The sequence below is a fragment of the Acinetobacter sp. genome (assembly GCF_036659555.1).
GTDB lineage: Bacteria > Pseudomonadota > Gammaproteobacteria > Pseudomonadales > Moraxellaceae > Acinetobacter.
Genome location: NZ_JAVXCI010000154.1, coordinates 1 through 3,518 on the forward strand (window position 1 = coordinate 1; position 3,518 = coordinate 3,518).

General features: G+C 51.3%; 4 protein-coding genes. All 4 read right to left on the reverse strand.

Annotated features, from left to right (window positions below; genetic code table 11):
- Window positions 1-166: 166 nt before the first annotated feature.
- On the reverse strand, window positions 167-961 hold the full coding sequence (locus tag RSA72_RS14155) for an RsiV family protein (RefSeq protein WP_332624569.1): 795 nt from the start codon (window positions 959-961) through the stop codon (window positions 167-169).
- A 178-nt stretch (window positions 962-1,139) separates the two neighbouring features.
- Window positions 1,140-1,835 (reverse strand): outer membrane lipoprotein chaperone LolA, encoded by a 696-nt coding sequence (gene lolA, locus RSA72_RS14160; protein ID WP_332624570.1) that lies wholly within the window; start codon window positions 1,833-1,835, stop codon window positions 1,140-1,142.
- A gap of 209 nt (window positions 1,836-2,044) precedes the next feature.
- Window positions 2,045-3,034, reverse strand: coding sequence for a YadA family autotransporter adhesin (locus RSA72_RS14165; RefSeq protein ID WP_332624571.1), 990 nt, complete (start codon window positions 3,032-3,034; stop codon window positions 2,045-2,047).
- Window positions 3,035-3,258: 224 nt separating this feature from the next.
- Window positions 3,259-3,513 (reverse strand): 50S ribosomal protein L27, encoded by a 255-nt coding sequence (rpmA, locus tag RSA72_RS14170; protein WP_004828213.1) that lies wholly within the window; start codon window positions 3,511-3,513, stop codon window positions 3,259-3,261.
- Window positions 3,514-3,518: the final 5 nt, after the last annotated feature.

Here is a 3,518-nt window from a genome sequence, read left to right on the forward strand (position 1 = left end):
AATTTACAGCCTCAATATTATTTCTGAGTAATTTCGGGTCGATCATAGCCAATCATTTGCAAAGAAAAAAACTGGCTATAGTGTAAGCTCTTAACAGTAAAAAATACAGCAGCCACGTTTGCAGCTGCGCCTTATTAGAGCAATAAAGCTGAAGATTTACGCAAAATTACTTATTTTCATAATTCGGCAAATTCGGCAAATATTCCGGCTTGAACAGGCCTTTCGCCGCTTGGTACGGCAGCTTGAGTTCCGGCATGCCTTCGGCATAGCTGGCCAGCTCATACAGCGGATAAACAAAGACGATGCCGCTGGCGCCATAGTAGAAGTTGTCGCTGAGCTGCAGCTTGGCGCGGTCAATGTCATGGCTGGCCAGCCACATCGCGTTGGCGTCAAACAAGCCGTCCAGCACTTTGGCTTCGGCGCCTTTCAGCAGCACATCCTGCAAGGCCAGGCGCTTTTTGGCTTTCAAGTCAAAATTGACATATTCCACATGCTGCATGCCGTGCGCGGCGCCGGCGGAATAGCTGTAGCTTTCCAAGGCAAACGCCGCCATATGCCCCCATTGGCTGATATAGCGCACCGCTGTTGTGCTTTGACTGAGGCCGGCTGCCGAGCCTTCAGATAAATCCACTTTCTGATTGGGCGCAGCAGAAAACGCAATTGGATCGGCCTTTTCAATGCGTTCGGCAAAGTACTGATTAATCCAGCCAACATTGGTTTCCACGGTTTGAATGGAATACTGCGTGCAGCCTTGGGCATCGCAGGCTTCCGGCTTGGCCAGCTTCATCGGCACGGATTTTGACTGAATCAGCGGGATGCTTTCCGCTTTGGCCGTTTGCGCCTGCGCGCTGTTCTGCCTGTCCTGAACCGGCTCATTTCTTGGCTGGCATGCCGTCAGCACGCTTAATGAAATTACCGCCGCTGCAGCTGATGCCCATGCATTAACGTCATTTTTTTTCATCCCAGAACCCCTATCGCCGTACCGCAAACAATTTAACCCTCACACTATACGCACTCTATAAAGCTGATAACATTACCGAATGTATCCCGCAGGCTGTGCGGATATAAAAAGAGCAGGCCCAAGCCTGCTCTTGCAAGCAGCCGTCAATGCGGCTGCCGATTTTTCAGTGAGTATTTTCTTACTGATCAATAATATCCGTGCCTTTCGGCGGCGCAAAATTAAAAGTAGAGGCCGGAATTGACGCGTTGACTTTCACATTGCTGAAGCGCACATAGGTGGTTTGGCCCAATGAATCGGCAAGAATCATCAAAGCCGGCGCTTTGTTGGCGCCAAAGCTGATCGTCAGGCTCTGGAATGCGCCATCGCCCGCTTTAGGATACAGCGTATAATAGGTCTTGTTCTTGTCCGGCTGGGTTACGCGGTAAGATTTCATGATCTGGCTGGCATTGCCTGAAAGCAGCAGCGCCGGGGTATTCGCTACCTGATCATCCAGATTCTGGCGCACCGCCTGCTGCAGGTCCGGATCATAAATCCAGACCGTTTTCCCCGAAGTCACAATGGTCTGCTTGGACGGACTGGAGGTTTCCCAGAAGAATTTCCCCGGGCGCTCAACTTTCATCACCCCTTTAAAAGTCTGATTCATATGCTGAGCCGACAGGCCTTTTTTCTGAACCGCTTTGCCGCTGCTGACTTTCGTCGTCTGTTCAAAATTCGCCGTAAAGCTTTTTACGCCGCTGAGCTGCCGAACCAGGCTTGAAGTCGCCTGCTGCTCCGATGCCGGCGCCGGGGCAGCATGCACGGCTGCGCTCATCACAGGCGCCAACGCTGCCGCGCCCAAGACCGCAGCGCACATGGTTTGACGAAGCATATTCATAGATTCACCTTTTTTATTTGCATCATCGCAATTTGTCAGATAGCCCATCTTAAACCAATTTTTAAGGCCAACATGAATGAAAACAATAAGTTTTGTATTGTTATTAATGCAAAATTCCGTTTTTTATTCATCATGATGGAGAAGCCGGCATAATGCAGAAAAGCTCCTGATCAGCACAGGAGCTTTCCGTTTAAAAGCGCAGGTCTGGATTATTTCCACTGCCAGCCTATGGAGGCGCCTCCGCCAAAGTCCCCTTCCGTATTGGCTGTGGCTGCAGCTTTATACACAAATTTATTGCTGCCGGTGACGCCGCTGAAGCCCGCGGCAAAGCCTTGCTGATTTTCCCATGCGCCCACGCCAAAGCTGAACATGCTGTAGCCGGCATCGGTCGGCTGCGGCAGGGAGGCAATGGCCATGCTGGACGCTACAGCAGCATAAGCGCTGTCCTGCAAATGATCCAAATCACGGTTCAGGTCTTCCATGCGGCTATTGGTATAGCTGTTGGCCTGGCTCAAGATCTGTGTTCCATGCTGATTGGTATAGGCTCTGGCATCATTCAGCAGATTCAGGTCTGCCTGGCGCATTTGTGCCAGATTGACTGCATCGCTATCCTCCACACCCGCCGCCACATAAATAATGTGCCGCTCCGCATTGGCGGAACCAGCCGGAACCGCGCCGTCGCGATCTGAGCTGAAGCCATTGACCAGCACAGCAGCATTGCTGCCGGCCGCGCCGGTTTTATGGCCGGCAGCCGTATTGTTCACGCCGGCGCCAGTCGACTGGTCTCCAGATATATCCGCGCCTGCGCCAACCGCATCCTGCCCGTCTGCATCCGGCCTGGGCGCTGCGCCCTGCCGGCCGGATTCAATATCAATAGAGGAATTATTGCCCTTAGAGCCTTGCGCGCCATGCTGGCCGGAATGGCCGTTCCCGCCATTGCCATTGCTATGGCCATACTGGCCTGCAGCTGATGAATAGCCACCGCCGGCCCAGGCGCCGCCGCTGACCGCCAGCAGCGCGCTGAGCAGCAGTTCCGGCAGCATTTTTTTGCGAACCGCTTGCGGCGGGGAATAGAGCGCCTGATCTGCGGCATTCGCTGCAGGCCATTCATGGCTGAATATGATTTTTTGCTGACTGCCGGGAAGGCAGGCCTTATTGCGGCAGGTATTGCTCAAAATATTTTTTAATATTTTATTCATGCCCTTGCCCTTTCTTCTACTTATTCTTTTTCATTACACTCCGATAAAAACGTGATGTAAATCACATTCAATAGCAGCAATATGCTTAATTATTAGACAATATTTCAAAAAATTGCTTTATTTTCTTCAGCTCATTTTCCAGCAAAATTTCAAGGCGGATGCCGGCCATGATTCAGCAGGCATAAAAAAACCCGCAGAATCTGCGGGCCTTTTTCTACTGAAGCTTAAACTTCAACAGATACGTAGCGGCGACCAAACTGGCCTTTCACTTCGAATTTGATCACGCCGTCAGCGGTAGCGAACAAAGTATGGTCACGGCCCATACCGACGTTTGCACCAGCGTGGAATTCTGTACCACGTTGACGAACGATAATGTTGCCAGCAGTCACAGCTTGACCACCGTACATTTTAACACCTAACATTTTAGGATTCGAGTCACGACCGTTTTTAGTCGAACCACCGGCTTTTTTAGTTGCCATGTCTA